General features: G+C 69.6%; 13 protein-coding genes. 6 read left to right on the top strand and 7 right to left on the bottom strand.

The window, feature by feature from the left end:
- Nucleotides 1–58: 58 nt before the first annotated feature.
- Nucleotides 59–1,885 carry an AMP-dependent synthetase/ligase gene (locus MRBLWH3_RS10910; RefSeq protein WP_363431650.1) on the top strand — a complete coding sequence of 609 codons (1,827 nt, stop codon included), beginning with the start codon at nt 59–61 and terminating at the stop codon, nt 1,883–1,885.
- A gap of 77 nt (nt 1,886–1,962) precedes the next feature.
- Here MRBLWH3_RS10910 and MRBLWH3_RS10905 read toward each other — a convergent pair whose 3' ends face one another.
- The 3 genes from MRBLWH3_RS10905 to MRBLWH3_RS10895 form a co-directional block, all read right to left on the bottom strand.
- Complete coding sequence (locus tag MRBLWH3_RS10905) at nt 1,963–2,454, bottom strand: peptide deformylase (RefSeq protein WP_363431647.1); 492 nt, start codon at nt 2,452–2,454, stop codon at nt 1,963–1,965.
- A 4-nt stretch (nt 2,455–2,458) separates the two neighbouring features.
- Nucleotides 2,459–4,507 carry a MinD/ParA family ATP-binding protein gene (locus MRBLWH3_RS10900; RefSeq protein ID WP_363431645.1) on the bottom strand — a complete coding sequence of 683 codons (2,049 nt, stop codon included), beginning with the start codon at nt 4,505–4,507 and terminating at the stop codon, nt 2,459–2,461.
- Between the two features lie 73 nt (nt 4,508–4,580).
- Nucleotides 4,581–7,988 (bottom strand): pyruvate carboxylase, encoded by a 3,408-nt coding sequence (locus MRBLWH3_RS10895; RefSeq protein ID WP_363431642.1) that lies wholly within the window; start codon nt 7,986–7,988, stop codon nt 4,581–4,583.
- Between the two features lie 86 nt (nt 7,989–8,074).
- Between MRBLWH3_RS10895 and MRBLWH3_RS10890 the strand changes: the two genes are divergently transcribed.
- Together MRBLWH3_RS10890 and MRBLWH3_RS10885 are read left to right on the top strand one after the other, a co-directional pair.
- Complete coding sequence (locus MRBLWH3_RS10890; RefSeq protein WP_116193705.1) at nt 8,075–8,884, top strand: ParA family protein; 810 nt, start codon at nt 8,075–8,077, stop codon at nt 8,882–8,884.
- Nucleotides 8,885–9,044: 160 nt separating this feature from the next.
- Nucleotides 9,045–10,259, top strand: coding sequence for a trans-sulfuration enzyme family protein (locus MRBLWH3_RS10885; RefSeq protein ID WP_363431639.1), 1,215 nt, complete (start codon nt 9,045–9,047; stop codon nt 10,257–10,259).
- Between the two features lie 13 nt (nt 10,260–10,272).
- Here MRBLWH3_RS10885 and MRBLWH3_RS10880 read toward each other — a convergent pair whose 3' ends face one another.
- The 3 genes from MRBLWH3_RS10880 to MRBLWH3_RS10870 form a co-directional block, all read right to left on the bottom strand.
- Entirely contained in the window at nt 10,273–10,815 is a 543-nt protein-coding gene (locus tag MRBLWH3_RS10880; protein ID WP_363431636.1) for a MerR family transcriptional regulator, read from the bottom strand.
- Nucleotides 10,816–10,976: 161 nt separating this feature from the next.
- On the bottom strand, nt 10,977–11,669 hold the full coding sequence (locus tag MRBLWH3_RS10875) for a MerR family transcriptional regulator (RefSeq protein WP_363431633.1): 693 nt from the start codon (nt 11,667–11,669) through the stop codon (nt 10,977–10,979).
- Nucleotides 11,669–12,172, bottom strand: a complete 504-nt coding sequence (locus MRBLWH3_RS10870; protein ID WP_363431630.1) for an FHA domain-containing protein — start codon at nt 12,170–12,172, stop codon at nt 11,669–11,671. Before MRBLWH3_RS10870 ends, MRBLWH3_RS10875 begins: the two co-directional genes overlap by 1 nt.
- Nucleotides 12,173–12,337: 165 nt before the next feature.
- Between MRBLWH3_RS10870 and MRBLWH3_RS10865 the strand changes: the two genes are divergently transcribed.
- A complete protein-coding gene (locus tag MRBLWH3_RS10865; RefSeq protein WP_342000005.1) occupies nt 12,338–12,688 on the top strand; it encodes a hypothetical protein in 351 nt (116 codons plus the stop codon).
- 60 nt (nt 12,689–12,748) lie between these two features.
- Here MRBLWH3_RS10865 and MRBLWH3_RS10860 read toward each other — a convergent pair whose 3' ends face one another.
- Complete coding sequence (locus tag MRBLWH3_RS10860; protein ID WP_363431626.1) at nt 12,749–13,150, bottom strand: hypothetical protein; 402 nt, start codon at nt 13,148–13,150, stop codon at nt 12,749–12,751.
- A 105-nt stretch (nt 13,151–13,255) separates the two neighbouring features.
- On the opposite strand from MRBLWH3_RS10860, the gene MRBLWH3_RS10855 reads away from it, so the two are divergent.
- Together MRBLWH3_RS10855 and lpdA are read left to right on the top strand one after the other, a co-directional pair.
- The gene (locus tag MRBLWH3_RS10855; protein ID WP_363431623.1) at nt 13,256–13,945 is read left to right on the top strand and encodes a copper resistance CopC family protein; all 690 of its coding nucleotides are present in this window, start codon (nt 13,256–13,258) and stop codon (nt 13,943–13,945) included.
- A 10-nt stretch (nt 13,946–13,955) separates the two neighbouring features.
- The gene (gene lpdA / locus MRBLWH3_RS10850; protein WP_363427964.1) at nt 13,956–15,353 is read left to right on the top strand and encodes a dihydrolipoyl dehydrogenase; all 1,398 of its coding nucleotides are present in this window, start codon (nt 13,956–13,958) and stop codon (nt 15,351–15,353) included.
- The last annotated feature ends 48 nt before the right edge of the window (nt 15,354–15,401 follow it).

Here is a 15,401-nt window from a genome sequence, read left to right as displayed (position 1 = left end):
GATTAGACTCGGATGAGATCCACCCGAGATTCAGCCGTCCGGTACCGAAGGAGCTGCCGTGGTCCAGTTCGAAGTCCCCGCTATCGTCCCCGCCGATGCGCAGGCGAACATCACCGACCTCCTGGTCGAGCGCGTCAAGGCGACGCCGAACCTCGCGCTCTTCGCCGTGCCCGAGGGCGATGAGTGGCGCGACATCACCGCCGCCGATTTTCAGAAGCAGGTCATCGCGCTGGCCAAGGGCTTCGTGGCCGGCGGCATCGAGCCCGGCGACAAGGTGGGCTTCATCGCCCGCACGACCTACGAGTGGACGCTCGTGGACTTCGCTCTGTTCTATGCCGGCGCGGTCATGGTGCCGATCTACGAGACCAGCTCGAGCGCGCAGATCGCCTGGAACCTGACCGACTCAGGCGCGATCGCCGTCATCACCGAGCTGCCCGACCACAGCGCACGGCTGGCCGACGTGCGTCCGGAGCTCCCGCTGATCCGCTCGGCGTGGGAAATGCACGGCGGCGACCTCGACAAGCTCGTCGCCCAGGGTGTGAGCGTCACGGACGAAGAGATCGAACGACGTCGCAACATCGCGAACGGCGCCGACATCGCGACGCTCATCTACACGTCCGGCTCGACCGGGCGGCCCAAGGGCTGCGTGCTGACCCACAGCAACTTCGTCGAGCTGGCGCGCAACTCCGCCAAGTCGCTGCACGAGGTCGTCGAGACGCCGGGCGCCTCGACCCTGCTCTTCATCACCACTGCGCACGTGTTCGCGCGCTTCATCTCGATCCTCGACATCCACGCCGGGGTGAAGACGGGCCACCAGCCCGACACCAAGCAGCTGCTGCCCGCCCTGGGGTCGTTCCAGCCGACGTTCCTCCTGGCCGTGCCGCGCGTGTTCGAGAAGGTCTACAACTCGGCCGAGCAGAAGGCGGAGGCCGGCGGCAAGGGCAAGATCTTCCGCGCCGCCGCGCACACCGCGATCGAGCACTCCCGCCTCCAGCAGGAGGGCAAGAAGATCCCCTTCGGCACGAAGATCAAGTTCGCGCTGTTCGACCGCCTCGTCTACAGCAAGCTGCGCGCCGCGATGGGCGGCCGGGTGATGTATGCCGTCTCGGGCTCCGCTCCCCTGGGCCCGCGCCTCGGGCACTTCTTCCACAGCCTCGGCGTCACGATCCTCGAGGGCTACGGCCTCACCGAGACGACGGCTCCCGCGACGGTCAACCTGGCGACGAAGTCCAAGATCGGCACCGTGGGTCCCGTGCTGCCGGGCGTCGGCATCCGTCTCGCTGACGACGGCGAGATCCAGGTGCGCGGCATCAACGTGTTCAAGGAGTACTGGCGCAACCCGGAGGCCACCGCGGCCACCTTCGACGGCGACTGGTTCAAGACCGGCGACATCGGCGCGTTCGACTCCGAGGGCTTCCTCACGATCACGGGTCGCAAGAAGGAGATCATCGTCACCGCAGGCGGCAAGAACGTCTCGCCCGCGGCTCTCGAGGACCCGATCCGCGCCAACCCGATCGTCGGTCAGGTCGTGGTCGTCGGCGACCAGAAGCCGTTCATCGCGGCCCTCGTGACGCTCGACTCCGAAATGCTGCCGGCTTGGCTGTCAAACAACGGCCTGCCGGGCGACATGTCGCTCGCCGACGCCGCGACGAACGACGCCGTTCGTGCCGAGGTGCAGCGGGCGATCGACGTCGCGAACAAGAACGTCTCGCGCGCCGAATCGATCCGCAAGTTCACCATCCTCCCCACGGAGTGGACGGAGGGCAGCGGGCACCTCACCCCGAAGATGAGCATCAAGCGCAACGTCATCCTCGATGACTTCGCCGGCGACATCGACGAGATCTACACCGTTCCCGTCAACACGACGAACGTCTCGCTCTCGTAGCGAAGGTCGACGGATGCCGGAAGCCCCGGGCCCTCTTCAGGGTCCGGGGCTTCTCGTTTCGCGGTGGAGCAGGTCTTTCAGAACCAGTCGGACTCGCGGATCTCGCGCATCGCCACGCGACGCTGCTCCTTCGTGAGCCGGTCGAGGTAGAGCGTGCCATCGAGGTGGTCGGTCTCGTGCTGCAGCGCCTGGGCCAGAAGGCCCGCGCCCTCGAGCACGACCTCGTTGCCGTCGAGGTCGATACCGACCACCTTCGCCCAGGGGTACCGCACGGCGTCGTGCCACAGACCGGGCACCGACAGGCAGCCTTCACCGATCGCCTCGGGTTCACCCGACACCTCGACGAGCACGGGATTCAGGACGTAGCCGATGTCGCCGTCGATGTTGTAGCTGAACGCGCGCAGGCCGACACCGATCTGCGGCGCGGCGACGCCGGCTCGACCGGGGAGCTCCACGGTATCGACGAGGTCGCGGACCAGGGCGCGCACGCCGTCGTCGATCACACCGATGGGGGCGCTGACGGACTTCAGGACGGGGTCGCCGAATACACGGATGGGGCGGACTGCCATCGGATCAGGCCGCCGATGCGAGGGAGCGCAGGCCCTCGACCACGGTCGCAGCGAGCTGGCGGGCGGCCTCACGCGTCGCGGGCTGCAGCTCGCGGAACACGATGGCGCTGCCGGCCGCGATGTGCGGGTCGTACGGCACGCGCACGACGGCGCGAACGCGGGTGCGGAAGTGCGACTCCAGCTCATCGAGCTGGACGAGCGGATGCCCCGGCCGAGCGTTGTTGAGCACGACGACGGCGCTGCGCACCTTGTCGGCGTAGCCGTTCGTCTCGAGCCACGTGAGCGTCTCGGAGGCGAGCCGCGCCTCGTCGACGCTCAGGCCGGCGACGATCACGAGCTGGTCGGCGAGGTCGAGCGTCGCCCCCATCACCGAGTGGACGATGCCCGTGCCGGTGTCGGTGAGCACGACCGAGTAGTAGTGGGCCGCAAGGGCGGCGACATCCCGGTAGTCGGCGTCGTTGAACGCTTCGGAGACGCGCGGGTCGGTGTCGGAGGCGACGACGTCGAGACGCGTCTCGTCGCGCGCGACGATGCTCGACAGGTCGTTGAAGCCGACGACCTCTGGGCTGATGCGCACGAGGTCGCGCACGGTCTTCCCGCTGTCGCGCGAGATGCGCTCGGCGAGCGTGCCGCGGTCGGGGTTGGCGTCGACGGCGATCACCCGGTCGTCGCGCGCGTCGGCCAGCGCCTGGCCGAGCAGGGTGGTCACGGTGGTCTTGCCGACGCCGCCCTTGCGCGAGAGCACGGGCACGAAGCGCGCACCGCCGGCGAGCGGCGCCGCGATGCGGCGGTCGAGCGCTTTGCGGGCCTTCGCGCGCTTGCTGTCGCCGAGGTTGATGCGCTTGCCCGAGATCGAGTAGACGAAGTGCTGCCATGCGCCCTCGGGCTCGGGGCGCACCACCTGGTGCGGGTCGAGCAGGCGATCGGCGGTGAGCAGGTCGGCGGTCTCGCGATCGGCCTCGAACTCGCCGAGCCGCTTCGAGGTCAGGGCCACATCCGCGCGCGGGAACGGCGCGCGCTCGACCGCCGCGCGTTCCATCACCGGCTGGGCGCCGGTATGGTTCGCCTCGCGGCGGGTGGCGGGCGCGGGTGCGCTCTGCGCCGCCGCGGCTGCCGCCGGGACCGGCGGGCGGGCGGGCGTCGGCTTCGGCGCGGCAGGCGCCGGCGTCGCGGCTGCCTTCTCGTCGTCGGCAGGGGTCTTGGCGCTCATGGGCTCCTCCGCGCTGTCGTCGGTCGCGATGACATCGTCTCCCGTTGCGGCGTTCTCCGCCAGGGCGGATTCCACGCCGTCGTCGGCGAGCTCGAGGTCGAAATCGGCCGGATCGAATTCGCCGTCGAAGTCTGCGTCCTCGAATTCCACGGCGTCGAAGTCGGCGATCGCGAACTCGTCGACCGCACTGTCCGCGTCCGCGGGTGCGGACTCGGCGGCCACGGGTTCGGCTGCGGGCTCTTCGGCGACGACCTCTCCGTCGGCCTCGGTGGCGACGGGCTCGTCGGCGACCGGCTCTTCGGCGACCGGCTCGTCGGCGACGGGCTCTTCGCCGGCCGGCTCGGACTCGTCGGCGACGGCCGCGGGCTCTTCGACCACGGACTCGACCCCAGCCTCGGGCTCGGGCTCGGGCCATGCGTCCTGGACCACGTCATCGCGATCGACCTCGATCTCGGCCTCGATCACGTCCACGATCACAGCGTCGGCGATGTCCTCGGCCGGCGGCGCCGGGGCGAAGCCCTCGCCCTCGACGGTCCACTCCTCGAGGTCGGCCGTGCTCTCGATGATCTCGGCCTCGCTCGTCTCGGTGGGGACCTCAGCCGCCGGTACCGCCTCGATCACCGGTAGGTCGGCGTCGGCGGGGATCTCGATGACGAAGGGGACCTCGTCGTCGATCACGCCGTCGTCGTCGCGGTCGTCGTCGGATTCGGACGGCAGTTCGACGCTCACCTGCGCCGTCGCACCACCCAGAATGCCGAGACCGGTCGTGTCGATGCTTCCGGTCTCGGACAGCACGCCGTTCTCGGGCTCGTCGGGCGTGTGTTCGATGCGATCGGGCGTCACAGCGGAGTTCTCCTGAAAAGACGGCGCCGGGACTCATGCCGCGGGCGGGTAGGGGCGGATGCCACCCTCCAGGCTACTGCGCCGGACGGATGACGACCAAAAGGTCGCCGGCATCGACCTGTGCGGTCTCGGGGATCACGAGGCGCTCGATGACGCCTTCGACGGGTGCCGTGATGGCCGCCTCCATCTTCATCGCCTCGATCGACGCGACTGGCTGGCCGGCCCCGACCGTGTCGCCCGCCTTCGCCTTGAGCGTGACCACACCCGAGAACGGCGCGGCGACCTGCCCCGGCTTCGAGGTGTCGGCCTTCTCCGCCTGGCGTGCTTCGACCTTGATGCTGCGGTCGCGCACGAACACCGGGCGCAGCTGACCGTTGAGCGTCGTCATGACCGTGCGCATGCCCTTGGCATCCGCTTCACCGATCGCCTCGAGTCCCACGTACAGCTGCACGCCGGGGTCGATCTCCGCGACGTGCTCCTCACCCGGCTTGAGGCCGTAGAGGTAGTCGGGAGTGCCGAGACTGGTGAGGTCGCCGTACGTCTCGCGGTTCTTCTCGAACTCCCGCGCGGGCCCGGGGAACAGGAGGCGGTTGAGCGCACGGCGGCGCGTCGCGGCGTCGCCTGCGAGGTCCTCCTGCTCGTCGGCGGTGAGCGGCGGGATCTCGATCGAGACCGTGCGCCCCGCGAGCACCTTCGTGCGGAAGGGCTCGGGCCAGCCGCCCGGGAGATCGCCGAGCTCGCCCGCCATGAAGCCCACGACCGAGTCCGGGATATCGTAGTTCTGCGGGTTCGCCTCGAAATCGGCCGGATCGGCGCGTACCGCGACGAGCGCGAGGGCGAGGTCGCCGACGACCTTCGACGACGGCGTCACCTTCGGGATGCGGCCGAGGATGCGGTCGGCCGCGGCGTACATGTCCTCGATGAGCTCGAAGTCGTCCGCGAGGCCAAGGGCGATCGCCTGCTGGCGGAGGTTCGACAGCTGCCCGCCCGGGATCTCGTGGTGATAGACGCGACCGGTGGGCGAGGCGAGACCGGACTCGAACGGACGGTACAGGTGGCGCACGGCCTCCCAGTACGGCTCGAGGTCGCTGACGGCCTGCAGGCTGAGTCCGGTGTCGCGGTCGGTATGGGCCAGCGCGGCGACGAGGGCCGAGAGCGACGGCTGGCTCGTGGTGCCCGACATCGGTGCGGCCGCAGCATCCACCGCGTCCACTCCCGCGGCACTCGCCGCGAGCAGCGTCGCGAGCTGGCCACCCGCGGTGTCGTGCGTGTGCAGGTGCACGGGCAGGTCGAAGTTCTCGCGCAGCGCCGTGACGAGCTTCGCCGCGGCGGCGGGGCGCACGAGGCCTGCCATGTCCTTGATGGCCAGGATGTGGGCGCCCGACTCGACGATCTGCTCCGCCATGCGCAGGTAGTAGTCGAGGGTGTACAGTTTCTCGGACGGGTCGAGCAGGTCGGAGGTGTAGCAGAGCGCCACCTCGGCGATCGCGGTGCCGGTCTCGCGGACGGCGTCGATCGCGGGACGCATCTGCGACACGTCGTTGAGGGCGTCGAAGATGCGGAAGATGTCGACGCCCGTCGCCGCCGCCTCGCTGACGAAGGCGTTCGTCACCTCGACCGGGCGCGGTGTGTAGCCGACGGTGTTGCGACCGCGCAGCAGCATCTGGATGGGGATGTTCGGCATGGCCGCGCGCAGCGCCTCGAGACGCTCCCACGGGTCCTCCGCGAGGAAGCGCAGCGCGACGTCGTAGGTCGCGCCGCCCCACGCCTCGACCGAGAGCAGCTGCGGCGTCATGCGCGACACGTGCGGGCCGACCCGGACGAGGTCGCGTGTACGCACGCGCGTCGCGAGCAGCGACTGGTGGGCGTCGCGGAACGTGGTCTCGGTCACGGCGAGTGCACTCTGCTCGCGCAGCGCGCGGGCGAATCCCTCGGGACCCAGCTCGCGCAGCCGGTCGAGCGTTCCCGTCGGGGGCGCCGCCGTGAGGTCGATGTCGGGGAGCTTGCTGCCCGGGGAGACCGCCAGCGGCTTCTCGCCGTACGGCCGGTTGACGGTGACGTCGCCGAGCCAGGCGAGCAGCTTCGTCGCGCGGTCTCGGGACGGGTTGCTCGTCAGAAGCTGCGGACGCTCGTCGATGAAGGACGTGCTGACATCGCCCTCGACGAAGGCCCGATCGTCGAGAACGGCCCGCAGGAACGGGATGTTCGTCGCGACGCCGCGGATGCGGAACTCGGCCAGCGCGCGGCGGGCGCGCGCGACGGCGGCCGGGAAGTCGCGGCCCCGGCAGGTGAGCTTCGCGAGCATCGAGTCGAAGTGCGGGCTGATCTGCGAGCCCGCGGCGGTCGTGCCGCCGTCGAGGCGGATGCCGGCGCCACCGGGCGAGCGGTACGTGGTGATGCGCCCGGTGTCGGGACGGAAACCCTGCGACGGGTCCTCGGTCGTGATGCGGCACTGGAGGGCCGCCCCGCGCAGCTGGATGCGGTCCTGCGTGAGGTCGAGATCGGCGATCGTCTGCCCCGCCGCGATGCGGATCTGCGACTGCACGAGGTCGACGTCCGTGACCTCCTCGGTCACGGTGTGCTCGACCTGGATGCGCGGGTTCATCTCGATGAAGACGACCTCGCCGGTGCGGGGGCCGGCGGTCTCGAGGAGGAATTCGACGGTGCCGGCGTTCTCGTAGCCGATCGACCGCGCGAACGCGACGGCGTAGCCGTGGAGGGCGTCGCGGATTGCTGGATCGAGGTTCGGCGCCGGCGCGATCTCGATCACCTTCTGGTGACGTCGCTGCACCGAGCAGTCGCGTTCGAACAGGTGCACGGTCTCGCCGGTCTTGTCGGCGAGGATCTGCACCTCGACGTGACGGGGCCGCTGCACCGCCTGCTCGAGGAACACTCGTGCGTCGCCGAAGGCGCTGCCGGCCTCGCGCATGGCCTCGGCGAGGGCCGGCGCGAGTTCCTCCTTGCGCTCGACCCGCCGCATCCCTCGTCCGCCGCCGCCCGCGACCGCCTTCACGAAGATGGGGAACCCGATCTCGTCGGCCTGAGCCAGCAGCGCGTCCACATCGTCGGACGCGTCGGTGGAGCGCAGCACCGGAACACCGGCGGCGATCGCGTGCTGTTTGGCGGTGACCTTGTTGCCGGCCATCTCGAGGACCTTCGAGGGCGGGCCGATGAAGGCGATGCCGTTCGCGGCCGCCTTCTCCGCCAGCTCGGGGTTCTCCGACAGGAAGCCGTAGCCGGGGTAGATCGCGTCGGCGCCGGCCGCCTGGGCGACGCGGATGATCTCGTCGACGTCGAGGTAGGCGCGGACCGGGTGGCCCTTCTCGCCGATCTCGTAGGACTCGTCCGCCTTCTGGCGGTGCAGCGAGCCGCGGTCCTCGAAGGGGAAAACGGCGACCGTGCGCGCGCCCAGCTCGTATGCGGCTCGGAACGCTCGAATGGCGATCTCGCCTCGGTTCGCGACCAGGATCTTGCGGAACATGGGACCTCCGTGTGCGGCGGCGCAGGCGGACCCGAATAAACGGGCTGAGTGTGCTCTCAGCCTAGGGGACGGTAACGTGGTGGCTTGTGCACGTCCTATCCGTCAGCTCGCTCAAGGGTGGCGTCGGCAAGACGACCGTGACTCTCGGACTCGCGTCGGCGGCTTTCGCCCGCGGTGTCCGCACGCTCGTCGTCGACCTCGACCCGCAGTCCGACGTCTCGACGGGCATGGACATCCAGGTGGCCGGCCGCCTGAATGTCGCCGATGTCCTCGCCAACCCCAAAGAGAAGACGGTCCGCCAGGCCATCACGTCCAGCGGCTGGGCGAAGGTGCACCCGGGCACGATCGACGTCATGATCGGCAGCCCGTCGGCCATCAACTTCGACGGGCCGCACCCGAGCGTCCGCGACGTCTGGAAGCTCGAAGAGGCGCTCGCCACGATCGAGGCAGACTACGACCTCGTGCTCATCGACTGCGCACCGTCGCTCAACGCCCTCACCCGCACCGCGTGGGCGGCCTCCGACCGCGTCATCGTCGTGACCGAGCCCGGGCTCTTCTCCGTCGCCGCCGCCGACCGCGCCCTGCGCGCGATCGAGGAGATCCGCCGCGGTCTCTCCCCCCGACTGCAGCCGCTCGGCATCGTCGTCAACCGCGTTCGTCCGCAGTCGATCGAGCACCAGTTCCGCATCAAGGAGCTCCGCGACATGTTCGGCCCGCTCGTGCTGAGCCCGCAGCTGCCCGAGCGCACGTCGCTGCAGCAGGCGCAGGGCGCCGCGAAGCCGCTGCACATCTGGCCAGGCGACTCCGCGCAGGAGCTGGCCGCCGACTTCGACTCCCTGCTCGACCGCATCATGCGCACCGGTCGCATCCCCGTCCCCGAGGACTCCCGCGCATGATCTGACGGATGCTGCCGCCCGCAGCATCCAACCGCCCGCGGCCTCCGCCGCAGCATCCGCGCGGGACCACTTTGCTCATTTCATGAGCACATTGCGCTACTTGTGCACGTGTGGGTGAGCGCGACTTGCCTTTTGCCGCGATTTCGCTGACCATATCGCCATGGCATCGATGACGCTGCACCCTGACAGCCTTGCCGTGCACGCCGGCCGCGACGATCTCGCGGGCCTGGGCGTCCACGCTCTCCCCCTCGACCTCTCGTCGACCAACCCGCTTCCCGGCATCGACCTCGGCGGCATGTCGTACGAAGTGCTCGCCACCGGCGGCCACCCGTTCGAGGGCGGGTCGAACGTGTACGCGCGACTGTGGAACCCCACCGTCGCGCGATTCGAGGAGGCCCTCGCGCGTCTCGAGCACGCCGAGGAGGCCGTGGCGTTCTCGTCCGGCATGGCAGCGGTCACCGCGGTACTGCTCGCGCTGACCCGCGAGTCGGGGAAGCGCCATGTCGTCGCCGTGCGCCCGCTGTACGGCGGCACCGACCACCTGCTCGCCTCGGGGCTGCTCGGCGTCGAGACCACGTTCTGTTCCTCCGACGACGTCGCCGCGGCGCTGCGCGACGACACGGCGCTCGTAGTGCTCGAGACGCCGGCGAACCCCACGCTCGAACTCGTCGACATCCGCGGGGTGGCTGCGGCGGCGGGCGACCTGCCGGTGCTGGTCGACAACACCTTCGCAACGCCGGTGCTGCAGCACCCGCTCGACCTGGGCGCCGCGCTGTCGCTGCACAGTGCCACCAAGTACCTGGGCGGCCACGGCGACGTCGTGGGCGGTGTCGTCGCGTGCGACGCGCGACTCGCGGCGGCGCTCCGGCGCACCCGTGCCATCACCGGCGCGATCATGCACCCGCTCGCCGCCTACCTGCTGCACCGCGGTCTGGCGACGCTGCCGGTCCGCATGCGGGCGCAGCAGGAGGGGGCTCGCATCGTCGCCGAGTGGCTCACCAGCCGCCCGGAGGTCTCGCGCGTGCACTTCCCGGGATTCGCCGAGAGCGACCCCCGGCGCCTCGTCGGCACCCAGCAGAGCGGGCCCGGCGCGATGATCGCGATCGAGCTCGCCGACGGGTTCGAAGCTGCGTCGGCTCTGACGGCGTCCGTCGGGCTCTTCACGCACGCGGTGTCGCTCGGCAGCGTCGACTCGCTCATCCAGCACCCCGCGGCACTCACTCACCGTCCCGTCACGGTGGACGCGAAGCCCTCCGACGCGCTCGTGCGCCTCTCCATCGGCCTCGAGGACCCGGCGGACCTGATCGCGGATCTCGAGCAGGCGCTCACCACGACAGCGGGCGCGCGTGATCGGATGGAGTCTGCGCTGGGCTGACTCCGGCGGCGCGCTACGCCGTGCGGGCGGCGCGGCGCGCCGAGAGCTCGTCCATCGGGTCGGGCTTCTCGACCTCGAACTCGAGGAGCTCCGACTCGACCTCGCGCAGCACCTTGCCGACAGCGATGCCGAAGACGCCCTGACCGCGGCTGACGAGGTCGATCACCTCGTCGTTCGACGTGCAGAGGTAGACGGATGCCCCGTCGCTCATGAGCGTCGTTCCCGCGAGGTCGCGGATCCCGGCGGCGCGGAGCTGGTCGACCGCGGTGCGGATCTGCTGAAGCGAGATGCCGGTGTCGAGCAGGCGCTTGACGAGCTTCAGCACGAGGATGTCACGGAAGCCGTAGAGCCGCTGCGAGCCGGATCCGCTGGCGCCGCGGACCGTGGGCTCGACGAGCTCGGTGCGGGCCCAATAGTCGAGCTGGCGGTAGGTGATCCCGGCGGCCTTCGCCGCGGCGGCGCCGCGATAACCGACCTCATCGTCCATCGCGGGAAGACCGTCGGTGAAGAGGAGTTCTGCGCTGAACGGCTCGCCAGGAGCAACGTCTCCGGTCATGCTCGTCCCTCCTCCGGATCGAATAGTTCCACGCTAGATCAGCCTCCCCCTCGCGGCAACGACATCCGGCGTTCGAGGGTCGGCGTGTCGCGCACTTCGGCGCGTCTCGACTCGCAGGCTCGAGCGACGACCGGTCGCGAAGGAGCGACTTCCGCCGCGTCTCAGGACAGCATGCGGTCGAGCGCCGCGCGCACGAAGATCGCGCGCACATCGTCGAGACGCCGGGTGAGCTCCGGCGCCAGCTCTCCGGCGCGGCCGCGGGACGCGGCATCCGTCCGCCGCAGCAGTGGCGCGAGAGCCGACTCGACAAGTGCCACGTCGCGTTCGGCGCTCTGCCGGAGCGCGCGCACGTGGCGCGGCTCGATGCCGTGCCGGTCGAGGGCGACGAGGGCGCGCAGGAGCGTCACCGACTGCTCTGTGTACGACTCAGCGCCGGTGAGGATGCCGGTGCTGATGGCATCGTTGAGCAGCTGCGGTGCGGCGCCCGCCGCCGACAGCAGCTCATCGCGGCGATAGCGGCGCGGAGCCGGCACGATCGACGGCGGCGGCACCGCCGTCGGCGTTGCCGGGTCGCGGCCGGCGTCGACGTCCTCGAGGTAATCCCGGATCACCGACAGCGGCAGGTAGTGGTCGCGCTGCAGGGTGAGCGCGAGCCGCAGCCGCTCCAGGTCGCCCTGCGAGAACTTGCGGTACCCGGATTCGGTGCGCAGCGGCCTCACGATCCCCTGGACCTCGAGGAAGCGCAGCTTGCTGGAGGTCAGGGAGGGGAACTCGGGCGACAGACGCGCGAGGACCTGACCGATGCTGAGAAGACCCGCGGACGACGCCCTGTCACGGACGGAAGCCGCGGGCATCAGGCCTCCGTCGCCCTAGCGAGGTCAGCCGGTGAGACGAAGAAGTTGAGTCGGAACTTTCCGATGCGCACCTCGGCGCCGTTGGTGAGCGTGGCCCGGTCGACCCGCTCGCCGTTGACGTAGGTGCCGTTCAGCGAGCGCTGATCGACGAGCTCGAACGTGGTGCCGGTGCGATTGATCTCCGCGTGGCGGCGAGAGACGGTGACGTCGTCGAAGAAGATGTCGGCCTCGGGGTGCCGCCCCACCGAGGTGACATCGGCATCGAGCAGGTAGCGGGCGCCGGCGGTGGGTCCGGAACGGACCAGAAGCAGGGCTGCGCCGGACGGGAGGGCGTCGATCGCGTCGAGCTCGGCCTCGCCGAGCTCGCTGCCGAAGGGCACGAAAGAGAGGTCGGAATCGTGGCCGAACGTCTGCGTCGTGTCAGACGCGCGGTCGGACTCGTGCGCGTCGGACCCTGCGGCCCGGCGGATGTCGCCCTGATCGGGTCGGCGGTCGTGCTCCACGGTTTCCTCCTCTGTCTCGCCAGCCTATCCGATCGCCCTCCGCTCGGAAGAGGACGTTCCCGGTTGCCGCAATGTTTCGCCGCGTGTCGGCCGAGATGCCGCGAACGGCACACCCCCCTAGCCTGGCAGCACCGGCAACGATCCGTTAACCAGAAGGAGACCACCGTGTCGAGCCCGCACAGCCACATCCCGCCCCTCGAGGTGCGTGAGGCTGCGGCGTGCATGTGCGATCACGGTGACAACTGCTCCTCGTTCGCACCAGGCCACGCGCTGCACCTGATCCAGGCACGACTCGCTTCAGCGACGCCGTCGGAGTGGGCGGACGCGATCGTCGAGGCGTCCGACGAGCGCTCGGGTTTCGTGATCCTCCGCACGCTCGCCGACTGGAGCGCCGTGGCGCTCTGGAACGGCACCGGCGCCGCCGCCGCCGCGAAGCCGGGCACGCCGGTCGCGATCCACGAGCGCTACCACGTGCTCGCCGTCGGCGGCGCGCGATTCAACGTCCTCCGCGGCTGACGCTTCGACAGGCTCAGCGACCGGGCGGGCCGAGCCGCCGCAGAGAAGAAGCGACGAGCCTCAGCTCATCGCCATCATCATGTCCTTCATGGCCATGCATGCGTCCATGCACGCCTTGCAGGCCTGAGCGCACATCTTGCAGACCTCGCTGTGGTCGGCGTGCTCCATGCACTCGTCCATCGTCAGCTGGCACATCGCCATGCAGGCGTCGAGCATCGACATCATGGTCGCGGGGTTCATGCCCTGCATCCGCATCATGGCGCGCATCATCGTGTTGCACATGTCCGCGCAGTTCATGCACGCGGGAGCGCACGACATCATCTGCGTGGAGCACACCGTGCATGCCTGCTCGCAGGCCGAGCAGGCGTCCATACAGGCCTGCATGACCGCCATGTCCATGGTCTCCATGCCGGGCATCGACATCATGTCCTTGGACATGGCGCCCATCATCATCTGGTCCATCCGCCGGATCCTTCCGCGTGGGGAACGGCGGGCTCCGGGCCCGCCTGTCGCCAGGCTAGACCTCGCAGGGCCGCCAGCAAAGAGCCGGATAGGCTCGATCGGGTGATGTCACAAACTCTTCACAAGCCGCTTCCTGCCCGGGTCTGGGCATTCTTCGCCGCGCTGCTGATCGCCTCCGGGATGGTCCTCGCCGCGGCCTCCCCCGCCAGCGCGCACGATGAGCTGCTCGGGAGCGATCCGACCGCAGACAGCACTCTCGAGGCCCTCCCCGCGCAGCTCACCCTGACCTTCAGCGCCGAGATCGCCGACGACGAGGGCGCCTCGATCGTGGAGGTGACGGATGCCGCGGGCACGTCGCTCGCGGGCGGCACACCGATCGTGCGCGACAATGTGCTGACCCAGCCGCTCGCGGGCGACGCGTCCGGTGCCGTGAAGGTCTTGTGGAAGGTCGTCTCGAGCGACGGGCACCCCATTTCGGGTGAGTTCACGTTCACGATCGAGGGATCACCGGCTCCGGCGCCGACCGAGACCACGATCCCGACACCCACCGCGACGGCGGCGCCCACCCCTACGATCACGGGGACCACGCAGCCCCTCCCCTCCCAGCCTGCCGACTCCAGCTCAGCGATTCTCTGGCCCTGGATCATCGCCGGCGTGCTCGCCCTCGCCGTCATCGGCGCGATCGCGTACCTCCTCATCTCGCGCTCGCGCCGCGAGATGGCCCTCGCGAACGGGTCGCCCGACCTCGCCGCCGGCGCCCCGGGGCCTGACTCCGAGCCCCCCGTCGAACGATAGGCTTGACACCATGCCTCATTACGACGTCGCCATCCTCGGCGCGGGGCCCGGCGGCTACGTCGCGGCCGTCCGTGCTTCGCAGCTCGGCCTGAAGGTCGCCATCATCGAAGAGAAGTACTGGGGCGGTGTCTGTCTGAATGTGGGTTGCATCCCCTCGAAGGCTCTGCTGAAGAACGCGGACCTCGCGCACCAGTTCCACCACAAGGCCGATCTGTTCGGCATCTCGGGTGATGTGCGCTTCGACTTCGGTGTGGCGTGGGACCGCAGCCGCAAGGTGGCGGACACCCATGTCAAGGGCATCCATTACCTGATGAAGAAGAACAAGGTCGACGAGTACGAGGGGCGTGGTTCGTTCGTCGACGCGCACACGATCGATGTCGCGAAGTCCGACGGCGCCACCGAGCGGGTCACGTTCGACAACGCGATCATCTCGACCGGCTCGAAGGTGCGTCTGCTGCCGGGCGTGCAGATCGGGGGCAACGTCGTGACGTACGAGGAGCAGATCCTCGCCCGTGACCTGCCGCAGTCGATCGTCATCGTCGGCGCCGGCGCGATCGGCATGGAGTTCGCGTTCGTGATGGTGAACTACGGCGTGAAGGTCACGATCATCGAGTTCCTCGACCGTGCCCTGCCGAACGAGGACGCGGACGTCTCGAAGGAGATCGCGCGTCAGTACAAGGGTTACGGCGTCGACATCCTCACCTCGACCAAGGTGGAGACGGTCACCGATCACGGTGACAAGGTCACCGTGACCTACACCGCCAAGGACGGCTCCACCGGCTCGATCGACGCCGACAAGGTCATGATGTCGATCGGCTTCGCCGCCAACGTCGAGGGCTTCGGTCTCGAGAACACCGGCGTGAAGCTCACCGACCGCGGCGCCATCGACATCGACGACCACATGCGCACGAACGTTCCGCACATCTACGCGATCGGCGACGTCACGGCGAAGCTGCAGCTCGCGCACGTGGCCGAGGCGCAGGGCGTCGTCGCCGCCGAGACGATCGGCAAGGCCGAGACCATGACCCTGGGCGATTACCGCATGATGCCGCGCGCGACGTTCTGCTCGCCGCAGGTCGCCTCGTTCGGCCTCACCGAGCAGCAGGCGCGCGACGCCGGCTACGACGTCAAGGTCGCGAAGTTCCCGTTCTCGGCGAACGGCAAGGCCAACGGCCTGGGCGAGCCCATCGGCTTCGTCAAGCTCATCGCCGACGGCGAGCACCTCGAGCTGCTCGGCGGCCACCTGATCGGCCCCGACGTGTCCGAGCTGCTTCCCGAGCTCACCCTCGCGCAGAAGTGGGACCTCACCGCCCTCGAGGCCGCCCGCAACGTCCACACGCACCCGACGCTGTCGGAGGCCGTGCAGGAGGCCTTCCACGGCCTCGCCGGCCACATGATCAACCTCTGATCCGCTGACACGCGGAACGCCCCGGACCTCCTCGAAGGTCCGGGGCGT

The sequence above is a fragment of the Microbacterium sp. LWH3-1.2 genome (assembly GCF_040675855.1).
Taxonomy (GTDB): Bacteria; Actinomycetota; Actinomycetes; order Actinomycetales; family Microbacteriaceae; genus Microbacterium.
Note: the sequence above shows the minus strand (reverse complement) of the source record. Positions and strands in the feature narration are given on the sequence as shown.